12 protein-coding genes, 1 tRNA gene and 1 pseudogene are annotated in these 16,105 nt (G+C 73.9%); 2 read left to right on the forward strand and 12 right to left on the reverse strand.

Going from position 1 to position 16,105, the window contains the following annotated elements; translation table 11 throughout:
* Positions 1–61: 61 nt before the first annotated feature.
* The 5 genes and pseudogenes from ACZ514_RS10315 to ACZ514_RS10335 form a co-directional block, all read right to left on the reverse strand.
* Positions 62–736 (reverse strand): annotated as a pseudogene (locus ACZ514_RS10315) (DedA family protein); the annotation flags it as partial.
* A gap of 133 nt (positions 737–869) precedes the next feature.
* Positions 870–1,628, reverse strand: a complete 759-nt coding sequence (locus tag ACZ514_RS10320) for a MerR family transcriptional regulator (RefSeq protein WP_469124519.1) — start codon at positions 1,626–1,628, stop codon at positions 870–872.
* A 96-nt stretch (positions 1,629–1,724) separates the two neighbouring features.
* Complete coding sequence (locus tag ACZ514_RS10325) at positions 1,725–2,237, reverse strand: DinB family protein (RefSeq protein WP_468163467.1); 513 nt, start codon at positions 2,235–2,237, stop codon at positions 1,725–1,727.
* Between the two features lie 151 nt (positions 2,238–2,388).
* A complete protein-coding gene (locus tag ACZ514_RS10330; RefSeq protein ID WP_469124520.1) occupies positions 2,389–3,846 on the reverse strand; it encodes an aldehyde dehydrogenase family protein in 1,458 nt (485 codons plus the stop codon).
* Between the two features lie 92 nt (positions 3,847–3,938).
* Entirely contained in the window at positions 3,939–4,817 is an 879-nt protein-coding gene (locus tag ACZ514_RS10335) for a helix-turn-helix domain-containing protein (RefSeq protein ID WP_468163471.1), read from the reverse strand.
* A 339-nt stretch (positions 4,818–5,156) separates the two neighbouring features.
* On the opposite strand from ACZ514_RS10335, the gene ACZ514_RS10340 reads away from it, so the two are divergent.
* Complete coding sequence (locus ACZ514_RS10340; protein WP_468163473.1) at positions 5,157–5,663, forward strand: ATP-binding protein; 507 nt, start codon at positions 5,157–5,159, stop codon at positions 5,661–5,663.
* 178 nt (positions 5,664–5,841) lie between these two features.
* On the opposite strand, the gene ACZ514_RS10345 is transcribed toward ACZ514_RS10340, so the two are convergent.
* The 3 genes from ACZ514_RS10345 to ACZ514_RS10355 all read right to left on the reverse strand — a co-directional run bounded on the left by ACZ514_RS10345 (position 5,842) and on the right by ACZ514_RS10355 (position 9,685).
* The gene (locus tag ACZ514_RS10345; RefSeq protein ID WP_388933576.1) at positions 5,842–6,087 is read right to left on the reverse strand and encodes a DUF397 domain-containing protein; all 246 of its coding nucleotides are present in this window, start codon (positions 6,085–6,087) and stop codon (positions 5,842–5,844) included.
* A gap of 217 nt (positions 6,088–6,304) precedes the next feature.
* Positions 6,305–8,350 (reverse strand): FUSC family protein, encoded by a 2,046-nt coding sequence (locus ACZ514_RS10350; RefSeq protein WP_469124521.1) that lies wholly within the window; start codon positions 8,348–8,350, stop codon positions 6,305–6,307.
* A gap of 159 nt (positions 8,351–8,509) precedes the next feature.
* Complete coding sequence (locus tag ACZ514_RS10355; RefSeq protein ID WP_468163477.1) at positions 8,510–9,685, reverse strand: DUF2786 domain-containing protein; 1,176 nt, start codon at positions 9,683–9,685, stop codon at positions 8,510–8,512.
* 850 nt (positions 9,686–10,535) lie between these two features.
* Between ACZ514_RS10355 and ACZ514_RS10360 the strand changes: the two genes are divergently transcribed.
* Entirely contained in the window at positions 10,536–12,239 is a 1,704-nt protein-coding gene (locus ACZ514_RS10360; protein ID WP_469124522.1) for a bifunctional 3'-5' exonuclease/DNA polymerase, read from the forward strand.
* A 25-nt stretch (positions 12,240–12,264) separates the two neighbouring features.
* Here the strand turns inward: ACZ514_RS10360 and ACZ514_RS10365 are convergent, their stop codons facing one another.
* From ACZ514_RS10365 to ACZ514_RS10380, 4 genes are all read right to left on the reverse strand, one after another.
* Positions 12,265–12,768, reverse strand: coding sequence for a GNAT family N-acetyltransferase (locus ACZ514_RS10365; protein ID WP_468163480.1), 504 nt, complete (start codon positions 12,766–12,768; stop codon positions 12,265–12,267).
* Between the two features lie 217 nt (positions 12,769–12,985).
* A tRNA-Thr gene (locus ACZ514_RS10370) sits at positions 12,986–13,059 on the reverse strand.
* A 105-nt stretch (positions 13,060–13,164) separates the two neighbouring features.
* On the reverse strand, positions 13,165–14,697 hold the full coding sequence (locus ACZ514_RS10375) for an alpha/beta hydrolase (protein ID WP_468163486.1): 1,533 nt from the start codon (positions 14,695–14,697) through the stop codon (positions 13,165–13,167).
* 166 nt (positions 14,698–14,863) lie between these two features.
* Positions 14,864–16,075 (reverse strand): DNA polymerase III subunit delta', encoded by a 1,212-nt coding sequence (locus tag ACZ514_RS10380; protein ID WP_468163487.1) that lies wholly within the window; start codon positions 16,073–16,075, stop codon positions 14,864–14,866.
* Positions 16,076–16,105 lie beyond the last annotated feature (30 nt).

Here is a 16,105-nt window from a genome sequence, read left to right on the forward strand (position 1 = left end):
GGCGCGCCGGCCCGTGGTGACGCTAGCGCTTGGCGTGGCGGCCGCGCTGGCCGGAGGCCGGCGGCTGCTCCTCGCGCGGCTGACCGGGCCGCGCCGGGGCGGCCGCGCCGCCCTTCTTGTTCTTGCGCCCCTTGACCACCTCGACGATCACCGGGATCACCGAGACCAGCACGATGCCGATGAAGATCTTCTCGACGTTGTCCTTGATGAAGTCGAACTGGCCGAGCTGGTAGCCGAGGCAGGTGACACCCGCACCCCAGGCGATGCCACCGATGATGTTGAACGTGAGGAAGGTGCGGTACTTCATCGCGCCGGCGCCCGCGACCATCGGGGCGAAGGTGCGGATGATCGGCACGAAGCGGGCGAGCACGATCGCCTTGGGGCCGTGCTTGTCCATGAAGTCGTGCGCGGCGTCCAGGTTCTCCCGCTTGAAGACCTTGCTGTTCGGCCGGTTGAAGAGCTTGGGGCCGAAGTACTTGCCGATCAGGTACCCCACCTGGTCACCGATGATCGCGGCCGCCACGATCAGCGTGCAGACGAGCCACAGCGGCTGGCTGATGTCACCGCTGGCGACGAAGAGACCCGCCGTGAACAGCAGCGAGTCGCCCGGCAGGAACGCGAAGAGGCCCGATTCCGCGAAGACGATGACCAGGATGCCGATCAGGCCGAAATGCCCGATCAGGTACTCCGGTGACAGCCACTCGGGGCCGAGGGCAAGCGTGTAGAGGGGTTCCACGTTTCCGGGCTCTCCTGGATCAGGGGGACGTCTGCGGTGGGGGACGCGACGAGGCAGGCGGTCTCAATTATGAACGCACACCGCCCCCGCCGGGTTCCAGGGACCGGAGGGGGCGGTACGGGTGCGGGACCGGCTACGCCTTGCGCAGGGCGTTCGCCGTGATCGCGTCCCGCAGGTGCTCGGCGACGCCCGCGCCCATCCCGTCGTAGTACGCCTTGAAGCGCTCGTCCGCGACGTACATGTCACCGAGACACGTGTGCATCTCGTACGGGCAGTCGTAGTACCAGCGGCCGATGTGCAGGCGGTGCTCCTCGGCCATGTCCATCGCGGCCTCGCCCCCGGCCGGCTCGCCGGCCGCCACCAGGGCCGCGTACCGGGCTCCCCAGTCCGCGGCCTCGTCCTGGATCCGCTTCCAGTCGTCCTTGGTGTAGGTGGAGACCCTGCGCTGCGACTCCGCGTAGGCCGCGGTGCCGCCCCAGCGCTGCTCGGCCTCCTCCGCGTAGCGCTCCGGGTCCTCGTCCCCGAAGACCTCGAACCGCTCCTCGGGCGTGAGGTTGATGCCCATCTTCTTCGCCTCCATGGCGTGCTCAACGGCCTTGGCCATCTGCTGGAGCCGGGCGATCCGGCCGGACAGGAGGGCGTGCTGCCGGCGCAGCTGCTCCCTCGGGTCCGAACGCGGATCGTCCAGCAGGACCGCGACCTCTTCGAGCGGAAAGCCGAGCTCCCGGTAGAACAGGATCTGCTGCAGCCGGTCCAGGTCGGCGTCGTCGTACCGCCGGTGTCCCGCGCCGCTGCGGCCGCTCGGACGGAGCAGCCCGATCTCGTCGTAGTGGTGCAGGGTGCGCACCGTGACCGCCGCGAACCCGGCGACCTGGCCCACGGAGTAGCCCATCGCTTTCCGCTCCTCTGGTTGGGTACGCCCCCCACTGTGGTTCCTCACGCCACGTGAGGTGCAAGCCCCGTTCGCCCGGGGCCCGCGGGAAGAGGATCAGCCCATCGCCTTGGTGCCGTCCAGGGACTCCCGGATGACGTCCGCGTGGCCCGCGTGCCGGGCGAACTCCTCGATCAGGTGCAGGAGCATCCAGCGCATGGAGACCTTGGCGTTCTCGGGGAACCAGGGCGCCGGGGGCAGCGGGAAGGTCCCGTCCAGGTCGGGCAGGTCCGCGACGAAGGCGGCCAGTTCCGCGCTCACCCCGTCCCAGAAGGCCTGCACGGACGCCATGGTCTCGTCGCCGACGAGCCGGAAGGCCTCGGCGTAGTCCTCCTGGGTGCGCACCCTCTCGTTGGGCCGCTGCTGCGCCATCCGCAGCCAGCCCAGCTCCACCTCGGCGACGTGCTTGAGCAGCCCGGACAGCGAGAGCTCGCTGGCGCTCGGGCGGCTCGCGGCCTGCTCCTCGGTCAGCCCCGCCGCCGCCTCGCGGATCGCGGCCCGCTGGGACTCGACGAAGGCCAGCAGGGTGCCGCGCTCGTCACCCAGGACCTCACCGGAAATCTGTGCCATGACCAACCACCTCTTCGTCCCCTGCGCGGGGGCCGTCCCCCGCTGACAAGGACCACGCTACGGAGACTTGCGGTCAGCTTCTGTCCGCAACTCGCGCGAGGACGGGAAGAGCCGCACGGCGCGGCGGGCGGGGACGGGCCGGAGGCGGCGGTCAGAACGGGAACCGGGTCCGGCCGTGCTGGACCGAGATCCACTTCTGGGTGGTGAAGGCCTCCACCGTGGCCTCGCCCCCCAGCCGCCCCAGACCGGAGGCCTTCTCGCCGCCGAAGGCGGCCAGCGGCTCGTCGCCGATGGTGGAGTCGTTCACGTGGATCATGCCCGTCTCGATGCGCCGGGCGAAGCGGACGCCGCGCTCCACGTCGCGGGTGTGCACCGCGCCGCTGAGCCCGTACGGCGTGGCGTTGGCGAGGCGTACGGCCTCCTCCTCCCCGTCGAAGACCACCAGCAGGGCGACCGGTCCGAAGATCTCCTGGCCGAGCAGCGGGGAGTCCTCGGGCAGCCCGGCGAGGACGGTCGGCTCGACCAGGTTGCCGCGCGTAGACCCCCGTACGAGCGCCCGCGCCCCGGACGCCAGGGCGCGGTCCACGAGCGCCGTCAGCGCGTCCGCCTGGAAGGAATTGATGAGCGGGCCGATGTGGGTGTCCGCCTCGCGCGGGTCGCCGGTCTTCAGGGCGCGCACGCGGGCGGTGAACTTCTCCGTGAACTCCTCCGCGACGCTCGCGTCGACGAGGATCCGGTTGGCCGCCATGCAGACCTGGCCCTGGAAGACGAAGCGGCTGAAGACGGCGGCGTCCACCGCGTAGTCGACGTCGGCGTCGTCGAGGACGACCAGGGCGCTGTTGCCGCTCAGTTCGAGCACGGTCCGCTTGAAGTGGCGCGCCGCGACCGAGCCGACGTGCCGGCCGGTGCGGTCGGAGCCGGCGAAGGAGATGACCTTGGGGACGGGGTGGGTCAGGATCGCGTCGCCTATCTCGGCGATGTCGGTGACCAGCACGTTCAGCAGCCCGGCCGGCAGGCCCGCGTCCTCGAAGACCTTGGCGATGATCCCGCCGCCGGCCACCGGGGCGTTCTGGTTCGGCTTGATCACGACCGCGTTGCCCAGCGCCAGGGCGGGGGCCACCGACTTCAGGGTCACCAGGAAGGGGAAGTTGAAGGGGCTGATCACCGCGACCACCCCGACCGGGAGGCGCTGGACCCGGTTCTCCTTGCCCTCGACCGGCGAGGGCAGGATGCGGCCCTCGGGGCGGACGGCCAGCCGCACCGCCTCGCGCAGGAACTCCATCGCCAGGTGGACCTCGTACTCGGCCTTGGGACGGGTCCCGCCGAGCTCGTCGATCATCGCCTCGACGATCTCCTTCTGGCGTTCCTCCGTGATGCGCAGGGCGCGTTCGAGGACGGCGCGTCTCGCGTGGGGGCCGGTGGCCGCCCAGTCCCGCTGGGCCCGCTCGGCGGCGCGGTAGGCCCGGTCGACCTGCTCGACGGTGGCCACGGTGATGGCCGCCAGTTTCTCCCCGTTGTACGGGTTGACGTCGATGATGTCCCACGAACCGGTGCCGGCCAGCCATTCGCCGTCGATGTACTGGTGGGCCAGGTCGGTGAATATGGACATGCCATCCCTTACTGCGAGCGCGCACCCCTGCGCTGCACCGGAGACCGATCGGTCGTCTTCATGCACTGATCCGACGTCATAGTACGTGCGCGTCAAGACAGTTGGAGGAGCCCGCGCAGGAGGTCCCGGGTCTGGCCGGGGTCCGGGCAATCGGCCTGGAGCCGCTCCATCGCCCGCGCGTACTGACCCACTTCCTCTTCTTTGTCCAGGTAGAGCGCGCTGGTCAGCTGTTCCAGATAGACGATGTCCTGGAGGTCGGACTCGGGGAAGCGCAACAGCGTGAAGGCGCCGCTCTCGCCCGCGTGGCCGCCGAAGGAGAAGGGCATCACCTGGAGCCGTACGTTGGGCCGCTGGCTGATCTCGATGAGGTGTTCCAGCTGGCCGCGCATCACGTCCCGGTCACCGTACGGGCGGCGCAGCGCGGCCTCGTCGAGGACCGCGTGGAACACGGGGGCGTTCTCGGACACCAGGACCTTCTGGCGCTCCAGGCGCAGCGCCACGCGGCGGTCGATCTCGGCGGCGCCGGCAGCGGGCATCCCGCGGCGCACGACCGCCTGGGCGTACGCCTCGGTCTGCAGCAGGCCGTGGACGAACTGCACTTCGTAGATCCGGATGAGGGACGCCGCGCCCTCCAGACCGATGTACGTCTGGAACCACCCGGGCAGCACGTCGCCGTAACTGTGCCACCAGCCCGCCGCGTTGGCCTCGCGGACCAGACCGAGCAGGGACTCCCGCTCGGCGCCGTCGGTGACCCCGTAGAGCGTGAGGAGGTCCTCCACGTCCCTGGCCTTGAAGCTCACCCTTCCCAACTCCAAGCGGCTGATCTTCGATTCGGATGCGCGGATCGAGTAGCCGGCCGCCTCACGGGTGATGCCGCGGGATTCTCGGAGTCGCCTGAGCTGTGAGCCCAGGAGGATGCGGCGCACCACAGAACCGCTGGCTTCTGCGGTCACTCGTACTGCCCTCCCCATCGCGATGGTGTGCGCGTGGTGTGCGCGTGCCTCGGCGGGGCCCCCGCACCCCGGGCCGCAGTCTGCCACCAAAACGCATCGGCCCGTACTCGTTCTGTAACGGAATCCGGCGTCCCGGAAAAGAAGTCCGTAAGTATGCGTAGGAAGAAATGAGCAAGAACCGTCACGGGAGGGGACGGGTCGGGCGCGTGCACGTGCATCTGCCCTTGCATCCGGCTTCGCCTTTCGGAACGATGGTGCCGCGCACCTGCGTGCTCTTCGCGCCGGCGCGGGACCCACCCCGCAGTTCTCTTTGGACGGAGCCGCCCGCTTCGTCCGCGAATCCCGGGAGTGCCTCGCATGGGGACGAATGGATCGACCGTGCTCGAGCCGTTACGGCAGGGGCTGCCCCCGGTCGACCCCACGGCTGTCTCCGGATCCGCCTCCTGCGCTCTGCCCGCCCGCTTCGAAGCGGTGCGCGGCGCCCGTTCCTTCACCAGATCGACCCTGTCCCAATGGGACCTGGACGACCGCTTCGACGACGTCTCCCTGGTCGTCTCCGAGCTCGTCACCAACGCCCTGCGCCACGCCCTGCCGGACGAGGCACGGCCGGCCGCCGGGCCGGAGGCGGCGGTGCGGCTGCACCTGATGCGGTGGAGCACGCGGCTGGTGTGCGCGGTACGGGACCCCAGCGAGGACCGGCCGGGCGGTTCCTTCGCGCCGGAGCGCACGGACGAGAACTGCGACCTGGAGTCGGGGCGCGGGCTGTTCCTGGTCGACGCCTACAGCGACAGCTGGGGCTGGCACCCCCTCGCGGGACGCCTCAGCGGCAAGGTGGTCTGGGCGCTGTTCCTGCTCCAGGACTGACCTGCCGCTCCGCACGCGCTGCCACGCACGGTGCGGCCGTGCCGTGCGCGCCGTCGTAACGCACCGGCCGGGACCGATCAAGGGATCGGTCCCGGCCGGTGCACGTGCATGGCTTGATCGATGCGCCGTTCCGCCCGGTCGCCCGGCACCCGGCTGCGTCGCGGCCGGTTCGGCCCGCTCAGCCGATCAGATGGTCGAACTCGCCGTCCTTGACGCCCAGCAGCAGCGCCTCGATCTCGGCCGGGGTGTAGACGAGCGCCGGTCCCTCGGGAAAGCGCGAGTTGCGCATGGCGATGTCGCCCCCGGGCAGCCTGGCGAACTCCACGCAGGACCCCTGCGAGTTGCTGTGTCTGCTCTTCTGCCAGGTCAGCTCGTACAAGGAAGTGAGTTCTGCAGCTGCCATCCCGTTGTACGCGTGGTCCACAGGAAGCCCCCGATAGTGCAGATGTCAACTCCACCGGATCATAGCTGTGTTCATGACCGCATGCATGGGCAGATGCACGTGCACGCGGGGTGCCGCACCCATCACTGTTGATCACCATGGGCGGCGGTCCAGGACCCTGTCCCTCCGTTTCCCGCCGGTCACGGCGCACCGGCGTCCGCGCCGTAGCGCTCCCACCGTCAGGGCAGAGGCGTCCGGGTCAGGGCCGCAGCGCCTCCGACACCCCGTCCAGCGCGGCCAGGAGCTGGTCCGCCGCCCCGCGCAGCACACCCGGCCCGGGGGCCGCCCCCTCCGCCAGCAGCTCCCGGACCCCGTCCCAGCGGGGGACCTTCCGCTCCCGCACCGCCTTCGCGCCCGCCCCGGTCGCCTCCCGCAGCACCCGCGCCAGTTCCGCGGCCCCCGGCACCGGCGGATGACCCCGGTCCGGCAGGTGCGCCTCCAGCAGCATCGCGGTCCGGCCCAGCGCCGCCAGCGCGTCCCCCGCGCCCTCGGCCGCCGCCCGGGACAGCCCCCGGTGCCGCACCGGCTCCCCCTCCGCCCGCGCGAGCGCCTCCTGCCAGGCGATCCGGGCGTCGCGGGCCGCCAGCAGCGCCTCCCGCACGTCCGCGCGCCGGGCCCCGTCCGGGTCGGCGTACTGCCCGAGCACGGCGGCCGCGTACCGCCCGTCGGCGGCGAGCCAGTCGGCGAGGCGGGTGCGCAGCCTCGGGGTCTCCCAGGCCGGGTAGAGCGCGTAGGCCAGCATCGCGAGGAGCCCGCCGACCAGGGTCAGGGCGATCCGGTCGGGCACCGTCTGGTCCCAGCGGACGCCGCCCATCCCGAGCAGGAACACCACGTACGCCGACACGAAGACCTGCGAGACGGCGTACCCGGTGCGCATCAGCACGTACATCAGGCCCGCGCTGACCACCGCCAGCAGCCCCGACAGGTACATCCCCGGCTGCGCCAGCCGCACGATCGCGGTGGCCACCCCCACGCCCGCCAGGGTGCCGCCGAAGCGGGCGACGGCCCGGGACCAGGTCTGGGTGAAGTCGGGCCGCATCACCATCACCGAGGCCATCGGCGCCCAGTAGCCGTGCCCGAACGGCAGCACCTGCCCGACCAGGTACCCCGCGCACGCCGCCCCCGTCACCCGCACGGCGTGCCGCAGCACGGGCGAACCGGGCCGCAGCTCGGCCCGTACGGCCTTCAGCACCAGCGGCACCAGGGCGGGCACGGTGGGCCGCAGCCTCGCCTCGGCGGGGTCCGCGGTGCGCCCGGAACCCGGCTCGGCCGTCTCCAGTACGTCGTCCAGCAGGGCGGTGAGCCTGCGCGCGGCCCGCAGCGGCGCGCCGGTGAGGACCTCCGGCAGGTCGGGTGCCTTCAGCACGGCCAGCGCCGGCGCGGGCAGGCGTACGGGATCCCCGTGCCGGATGGCGTGCGCCGCGGCGTCGAGCACCGCCCCGGCGGCGTCCAGCAGCCCCCGCACCCGCTCGCGGGCCGGTCCCCCGGCGGGAGCGCCGACGGCCGGGTCGGCGAGCGAGGCCAGCACGGGCCGGACCCGCTCCGCCAGCCCCCGCGCCCCGTGGAGCTCGGCGGGCCGCCGCCGGGCCTGCCGGACGGTGACGGCAGCGGCGTCCCGGGCCTTCATCAGCGGCACGGGGTCGAAGGAACTGACGGGGTCGTGCCGCAGCCGGCGGGCGTAGTCGGCCTCGGCGGCGAGGGCGTCGGCCAGGGCGTCGCGCTGGGCACCCCAGCGGCGGACCGGGAACAGCACGATGAGCAGCGCCTGCACCACCCCTCCGGCAGCGATCAGCGCGGCGTGCCCGGCGGCCTGCGGGACGGAGGTCGGCAGGGTGACGGTGACCAGCATGACCGCGACGTTGCCGGAGGCGATGATCCCGGCGGTGGGCCCGGCGGCCCACAACAGCCCGGCCGCGAAGGCCCAGACGGCGAGCATCGGCAGGAACAGCCCGACGTCGGCCGACCCGACCAGGTAGCCGGTGAAGGTGGAGACCGCCAGCGTCAGCCCGGAGGCGAGGGCGAGCACGGGACGCGGGCGCCAGCTCTGCTGGAAGGTGGCGATCGCGGCCATGAAGGCCCCGAACGCGGAACTGGCCGCCGCGCCGGGCCCGAGGAGGGCGAGCGCGGCGCCGATGACGAGCGCGAGCCCCACGGCGGCCCGGACGGCGACGAGGGGCTCCAGACGGGCCCGCTCGACCCTCATGCCCGCGCGCGCGGTGTCCTTCAGCGCGCGGAGCCAGCTCATGGCGACGAGCGTAACCGTTCGTCAGCTTTTTCCGCTTTTGCTCCGCCCACGCCGGACAGGTACTCCGGGGCGGCGCGGGGGGGCTCCCGGCGCGGCGCGGGGCGCTCCCGGCAGCAGCGCGGCGCGGGGGGCTCCCGGTTGCAGCGCGGCGCGGGGGCTTCAGGGCAGCGCGGGGCGCCGGCCGCCCACGTGGGCGGCGTCGGCCGCCGCCGTGCCGTCCTCCCAGCCCGCGTGGTCGGTGGCCCCCCGCAGCCGGGTGGTCGTGGTCCGGGGGAACATCTCGTCGGCCCGCGCGCCGACCGCCACGTCCCGGGCCACCAGGGCCGGCAGGTTGTCGGGGGCCTCCGTGGCCGTGTGCTCGGCGGTCTCGGCGAGCCGCCGCCCGAGCCGGCTCGCGTAGGCCAGCAGGAAGGACTGCCTGAAGGTCTTGGTCCGCTTGCGCCCGCCGGCCCGCTGGGCGGCCTCGGCCCGGGTCATCGCCGCCGTGCCCTGCACGAGCAGCGAGGTGTACAGGAGTTCCACCGCCTCCAGATCGCTCTCGAACCCCACGACGGTCGAGAACCCGAACCCGCTGTTCCACACCGCCCGGCAGCGGTTGGCGGAGGCCACCGCGTCCAGCAGTACCGCCTTGGCCTCCTCGTACGGGGGCTCGACCCCGATCCGGCAGGCGCCGGGCACCTGTGCCGGAGCGCCGCCGCGCACCGCCAGCAGCGCCTCGTCCACCGTGTGCCGGGCCATCAGCTCCTGCGCCTTGGCGCTCAGCGCCTCCGCCTCCTCGGGGTAGGTCGTCGCCTCGGCCTTCGCGAGCAGCGCCCGGATCCGGCCCAGCATGCGCGGCTCGATGTGCGCGTGCTCCAGGGCGTCACCGGCCGGGTCCCCCGGGACCGGCCCCACCGGCTCGACGGACGGCAGCCGCACCAGCAGCCGGAACAGCTCCAGGACGGCGGTGGCCAGGGTGAACCGGTCCGCCCTCTCACGGCGCGCGAGCCCGTCGGCGTACTCCTCGTCGGCCCCCCACCACGCCTCCGGCGCGCCCCACCGCTCGGGGAGGCGCGCGTACCGCCGGGCCTCGGCGGCGATCACGTCACCGGCGATGCCGAGGTGCACGGCCTCCAGGTCCCGCCGCACCAGCCGCAGCACGTCCGCGGGCCGCCACCCCCGCTCCCAGGCCTGCCGTACGTACGCCTCCCCGCGCCCGAGCAACTCCCGCCCCACCCCGCCCCACAGCCCGCCGTCGGCCGCGAGCACGGAGGCGCCGGTGTCGAGCCCGGCATCGTCCTGGGCGTAGAGGGCGGCCGCGAAGGCCCGGTCGACGATCTCGGCACACTGACTCACCCCTTCAGCTTGACACGCTCCCCCTCCCGCCCCGGCCCGGGGCGGGAGGGGCCGGAAGCAGGACGAGGCCTCTCCGACGCCGGACGTGTGCGGAGCGGTCGGCGGCGCCGGGAGCCGCGGTGCGGGACAACGGGCGACTGCGGCAGTCGGCGGCCCGAGCCCCGCCGGTGCCGCGGGGAACCAACCACGGAGAGGCAGCCCCCAGCGGGACGGCGGACAACTCCCGGGGGACGCAAGCGTGGCCGCGGCGCGCCCCCGCACGCGCAGCCAGGGCCCGCGCACCCCCACCCCGCCCGGGCACCCGCCGCCCGCCCCCGGGGCCGATCCCGGACCCCGGGCCCCGGGCCAACACCCCGCCCGGGCGGGTGCGATCCCCACCGCCGCCCGCCGGGGCGGCCCCAGCGAGGACCCGCATACCCCGACCCGACAGGAGGCCCCCGCACAGACCCACACCCCGCCGACCGGCCCGCCCTCACCCCGGATCCCGCACCCCGCCCGCAGAGCACCCACCCGAGCGGGTGCGCCCCCGAAGAAGCCCCAGCACCCCACCCCGCCCGCCGGGGCGGCCCCGGCACGGGCCCGCATACCCAGACCCGGCAGGAGGGCTCCCGCACAGACCCGCAGCCCCGCCGGGCAAACCCTCATCACGGATCCCGCGCACCTCACTTCCCGCCCGCCAGCACCCGCCCCGGGCGAATCCGCGCGCCCCCCCACCCCGCCCGGCAGGGCGATCCCCCCGCGCGGGTCCGCGTACCCCGCCCGCCCGGCGCGACGGGCCCGCGCGGATCCGCGCACCCGCACCGGGCCCGGCGCGGGCCCGGTGTCAGACCCCGGTGGGACACTCGCACCCGTGAGCGACCACCCCACCACCCCCTGGGCCCTCGCCGAAGCCGCCGACGGCCAGTGGCACGCCACCCCCCTGCACCCGGGCGCCCGGCCCACCACCACCGCCACCCCCGCGGAAGCGATCCGCTCCGCACCCCCCGGCACCCGCTGGATCTGGCGTTCGACCGCCGCCGTCTACCCCCGCCTGCTCGCCGTCGGCACCCGCGTCGAGCGGTGCTACGACATCGAGGACGCCGAACTGCTGCTCCTCGCCCACGAGGGCCGCTCCGGCGAACCCCGCTCGGCGGCGGCGGCCTGGGCCCGGCTCAACAACGCCCCCGTCCCGCCGGACCCCCCGCAGCGCGCCGCCGAGCCCGCCCGGGCCGCCGCGCAGGACTCCCTCTTCGACTTCGACCCGCAGCCCGCCGCCCCCCTCCCCCTCGAGGCCCTCCTCGCCGTCCACGCCGACCAGGCCCGCCGGACGGCCGCCACCGCCCACCCCGAGCGGATGCGCCTGCTCATCGCGTCCGAGTCGGCCGCGTTCCTCGTCGCCGCCGAGATGCACCACGCGGGCCTGCCCTGGCGGGCCGACGTGCACCGCGCCCTGCTGACCGAGCTGCTCGGCGAGCGCTACCCCGGCGGCGGCGAACCCCGCCGCCTCGCCGAGCTCACCGACCGGATCTCCGCCGCCTTCGGCCGGCGCGTGCGCCCCGAGCTGCCGGCCGACGTCATCAAGGCCTTCGCCGAGGCCGGGTTCAAGCTCAAGTCGACCCGCCGCTGGGCGATCCAGGAGATCGACCACCCCGCCGTCGCACCGCTCCTCGAGTACAAGAAGCTGTACCGGATCTACACCGCCCACGGCTGGTCCTGGCTCGCGGACTGGGTCCGCGACGGCCGCTTCCGGCCCGAGTTCATCCCCGGCGGCACCCTCACCGGCCGCTGGGTCACCAACGGCGGCGGGGCCCTCCAGATCCCCAAGGTGATCCGCCGGGCGGTCGTCGCCGACCCCGGCTGGCGGCTCGTCGTCGCCGACGCCGACCAGATGGAACCCCGTGTCCTCGCCGCAATCTCCCGCGACCCGGCCTTCATGGAGGTGGCCGGCCGCCCCGAGGACCTCTACACGGCCGTCTCCCGCCAGGGCTTCTCCGGCGACCGGGACAAGGCCAAGATCGCGGTGCTGGGCGCCGTCTACGGACAGACCTCCGGCGACGGCCTCAAGAACCTCGCCGCCCTCCGCCGCCGCTTCCCCCGCGCCGTCGCGTACGTCGACGACGCGGCCCGCGCGGGCGAGGAGGGGCGCCTCGTACGGACCTGGCTGGGCCGCACCTGCCCGCCGCCCGCCGGCGCCGCCGAGGCGGACGAGGCCGGCATCCCGCAGGAACAGGAGCGCGCCGACTCCGACGACGCCGGCTGGACCCCGTCCTACGCCTCCACCAACACCCGCGCCCGCGGCCGGTTCACCCGCAACTTCGTCGTCCAGGGCAGCGCCGCCGACTGGGCCCTGCTGATGCTCGCCGCACTGCGCCAGGCGACCGCCGGGATGCGCGCGGAGCTGGTGTTCTTCCAGCACGACGAGGTGATCGTGCACTGCCCCGCCGAGGAGGCGGAGGCCGTCGCCGAGGCGATCCGTACCGCCGGTGACCGGGCCGGCCGGATCACCTTCGGGGACACCCCCGTCCGCTTCCCCTTCACCACGGCGGTCGTGGAGTGCTACGCCGACGCCAAGTGACGGCGTCCTCCCGGCCCCTGACGCCTCAGCCGAGGTCGTGGAAGTACACGTGGAACTCCTCGCGCACGAAGCCCTCGGACTCGTACAGCCCCTGCGCGACCCGGTTGTCGTACGCGGTCTCCAGTTGCACCCCCGCCACCCCGGCCTCCCGCGCCCGGCGCAGCACCTCGCGCAGCAGCGCCCGGCCCGCACCGGTACGCCGGCCGGACGGGGCCACGTACAGGTCGTTGAGGATCCACGCCGTGCGCAGGGTGAGGGAGGAGAAGGCCTGGTAGACCTGCGCGAAGCCGACCGTGCCGGTGACTCCGGGCGCGTCGGCGAGCAGGACCAGGGACTCCCCCCTGGCGATGCGCTCCGCGAGGAACTCCCTGGGGGCACCCGGGTCCTCGACCGTCACCTCGTAGAAGTCGAGGTACCCGCGGAACAGCTCCGCGGCCGTGTCCAGGTCCGCCTCACCCGCCACGCGCAGGACGACACCGGAGCCCTCGTCCGTGACCGTGCCGCCCTGCGTTCCCACCTGACCGAACATGCGTCTCCCCTTGATCCACTCGCGCGCCGTGCTCCATTGTGCGCGGAGCCGCCGAGGGCCACACGACCGCCCGGACCACACCCGGCCCGTTCCAGCCGCAACCGCGTGGGCACGCAAGGGGCACGCAGCAGGCCGCGAGGACCTCACGTTCCACCCCCGACCGCTCAGGGCATGAAAAAGCCCCAGGTCACGGCGAGTGAGTCCTGGGGCTGATCCGAGCCGCCTTCGGGATTCGAACCCGAGACCTACGCATTACGAGTGCGTTGCTCTGGCCAACTGAGCTAAGGCGGCACCGCTGGGAAGACAAGAATTTCCTCGGAGGGACGCTCTCATCAGCAGCGGCGCCAAGTCTACAGGGTCAATCCGGGTGCCCCGAACCGGGGCCGGCGGAGGGTGTCAGCAGCGCTTGCCGTCCGCCGGGGGGCGGCCCTCGAGGAGGTAGCGGTTGATCGCCGTGTCGACGCAGTCGCTGCCGCGGCCGTACGCCGTGTGGCCGTCGCCGTCGTACGTGAGGAGCGTGCCCGAGTCCAGCTGGCCGGCCAGCGCCTGGGCCCACTTGTACGGGGTCGCCGGGTCGCGGGTCGTGCCGACCACCACGATCGGGGCCGCGCCCGCCGCCTTCAGCGGTTTCGCCGAGCCCGTGGCCTTCACCGGCCAGTACGCGCAGTTCAGCGAGGCCCAGGCCAGGCCGGCCCCGAAGACCGGGGAGGCCTTCTCGAAGGACGGCAGGGCGGCGTCCACCGCTTCGGGGCCGCTGAAGGCGGGCGGCTGGTCGAGGCAGTTCACGGCGGCGTTGGCGTACATGAGGTTCGCGTACGTGCCGTCCGCCTCGCGCTCGTAATAGCTGTCGGCGAGGGCCAGCAGGCCGGCGCCGTCACCGTTCAGCGCGTCGGTGAGGGCCTCGCGCAGCTGCGGCCAGGCGCTCTCGTCGTACAGCGCCGCGATCACGCCCGTCGTCGCCAGGGATTCGCCCAGGGGGCGGGCCGGGTCGCCCGAGGGGACCGGCTGGGCGTCGGCCTTGCGGAAGAACTCCTTCAGGCGCTGGGCCACCGCGTCGGGGCCGCCCTGGCCCAGTGGGCAGCCGGTCTGCTTGGCGCAGTCCTTGGCGAAGGAGCGGAACGCCGTCTCGAAGCCCGCGGTCTGGTCGCGGTTCAGGTCGAGGGACGGCCGGGACGGGTCCATCGCGCCGTCCAGGACCAGGCGGCCGACCCGGGCCGGGAAGAGGTCCGCGTACGTGGCTCCGAGGAAGGTGCCGTACGAGGCTCCGACGTAGCTCAGCTTCTCGTCGCCCAGGACCGCGCGGAGCACGTCCATGTCCCGGGCGGCGTCCACGGTGGAGACGTGCGGCAGCACCCGACGGGAGCGGGTCTCGCAGCCCGCCGCGAACTTCTTGAACGCGGCCACCAGCCCGGCCCGCTCCGCCTGGTCGTCCGGCGTCTGGTCCACCTGGGTGAAGCGGTCCATCTCCGGGCCGGTCAGGCACTCGACGGGGCTGCTGCGGGACACGCCGCGCGGGTCGAAGGACACCACGTCGTACTGGGCACGCACGGGGGCGGGGTAGCCGATGCCCGCGTACGCCTGGAGGTAGCCGATCCCGGAACCGCCGGGGCCGCCGGGGTTGACCACCAGGGAGCCCAGCCGCTTGCCGGGGCCGGTGGCGGGGCGGCGGGCCACGGCGAGTTCGACGTCCTGGCCGGAGCCGGGAGCCGCGTAGTCCAGCGGAGCCTTCATGGTGGAGCACTGGAAGCCGGGGACACCGCAGTCGCGCCAGCTCAGCTTCTGGTCGTAGTACGGGCGCAGGGCGTCCGGGACGGTGGAGGGCTCGGCCGAGGCCGCCACCTCCGGCCCCCCGGAGGTGCACCCGGAGATCAGCAGCCCGGCGGCCGCGATCACGGTTCCGGCGGTACGCAGCAGGCGCCTGGTGTCCATGCGGCGAGCGTACGTGCTGCGCGCGGCTCCTGTCCGGCGCGCGGGACGCGGGCGGAAGCCCTCCGGGCCGTGCGCGGGCCTGGCGTCCCGCCCGGCCGGGGTCCCGGCGGCGCCCGGCCGGGACCGCTCGTACGGGTGAACCGGGTCGGTACCGGCGCGCGGACGGTCAGCCCGCGCGCAGGGCCATCGTCATGGCCTCCACCGCGAGGAGCGGCGCCACGTTCCGGTCGAGGGCCTGCCGGCAGGCGATGACCGCCTCGATGCGCCGCAGCGTGCGCTCGGGGCCCGAGGCGCGCGCGATCCGGTCGAGGTCCGGCCGTATATCCTCGTTGGCGATGGCCACGGCCGAGCCGAGCTGGAGGGCCAGCACGTCCCGGTAGAAGCCGATGAGGTCGGTCAGGGCGAGATCGAGGCTGTCGCGCTGGGTCCTCGTACGGCGGCGCTTCTGACGGTCCTCGAGTTCCTTCATCACCCCGGCGGTGCCGCGCGGCAGCCGGCCCCCGGCGCCCGCTCCGGCGCCGAGCGCGGCCCTCAGGTCCTCGGTCTCCTTGGTGTCGACCTCCTCGGCGACCTGCTTGGCGTCCTCGGCGGCGGCGTCGACCAGCTCCTGCGCGGCCTTGAGGCAGGCGCCCACGTCGTCGACGCGCAGCGGGAGCTTCAGGACGGCGGCGCGGCGGGTCCTGGCGGCCTCGTCGGTGGCGAGCCGGCGGGCCCGGTCGATGTGGCCCTGGGTGGCGCGGGCGGCGGCCGCGGCGGCGGCCGGCTCGACGCCGTCCCGGCGCACCAGCACGTCGGCCACCGCCGCCACCGACGGGGTGGTCAGGGTCAGGTGGCGGCAGCGGGAGCGGATGGTGGGCAGCACGTCCTCCAGGGAAGGCGCGCACAGCAGCCACACCGTCCGCGGAGCGGGCTCCTCCACGGCTTTGAGGAGTACGTTCCCCGCGCCCTCGGTGAGCCGGTCGGCGTCTTCCAGGACGATGACCTGCCAGCGCCCGACGGCGGGCGAGAGCTGGGCGCGGCGGACGAGGTCGCGGGTCTCCTTCACGCCGATGGACAGGAGGTCGGTGCGGACGAATTCCACGTCGGCGTGGGTCCCGGCCATGGTGGTGTGGCAGCCGTCGCAGAATCCGCAGCCCGGCTCGCCGCCGAGGGCGCGGTCCGGGCTGACGCACTGGAGGGCCGCCGCGAAGGCGCGGGCCGCGGTGGCCCGGCCGGAGCCGGGCGGGCCGGTGAAGAGCCAGGCGTGGGTCATCTTGGAAGCGGACGGCGCCGCTTCCCCCTGCTCGATGGCGGTGACGAGGGCGTCGGCGTCACGGGCGGCGGCGGCCAGCTGCGTCTGTACGCGCTCCTGACCGACCAGGTCTTCCCACACGGGCATGCCGCCCACCGCCTTTCACTCTCCGTGGAT

The sequence above is a fragment of the Streptomyces sp. NPDC034086 genome (assembly GCF_055575515.1).